At 62.9% G+C, this 340-nt stretch carries 1 pseudogene; it reads right to left on the bottom strand.

Annotated elements, in window-relative coordinates:
* Positions 1–229: 229 nt before the first annotated feature.
* Positions 230–340 (bottom strand): annotated as a pseudogene (locus tag AC0L2M_RS34650) (adenosine kinase); the annotation flags it as partial.

Genomic DNA, 340 nt, shown 5'->3' with positions numbered 1-340 from the left:
GTCGACGATGGCTGGTGCTATGCGACAGGTCGAGCTGCTGATCCGAACGCTTCCTTATATCGCACGGCAGAACCTTCGCACTGAAGGGCGGCACCGCCATCAACCTTGTCGATCGTGACATGCCGCGGGCTGCCTCACGCGGATGCGCATCCAAAATTTCGGTTTACGCGCACTTTCCCCGCAGGGCCTGCAGGAGGGGAGACGGGCAGCTTGTCGTTGAATCGCCCGGCTAGATCAACCCCGCCTGCTCGGCTTCTCTGCGCAAATTCTGCCGCGGCCTTGGCCCGATCTGCTGGATCACCAGCCCGGCCGCCAGCGAGCCGAGATCGCCGCAATGCTT

It is taken from the genome of Mesorhizobium sp. WSM4806 (assembly GCF_055811635.1).
Note: the sequence above shows the minus strand (reverse complement) of the source record. Positions and strands in the feature narration are given on the sequence as shown.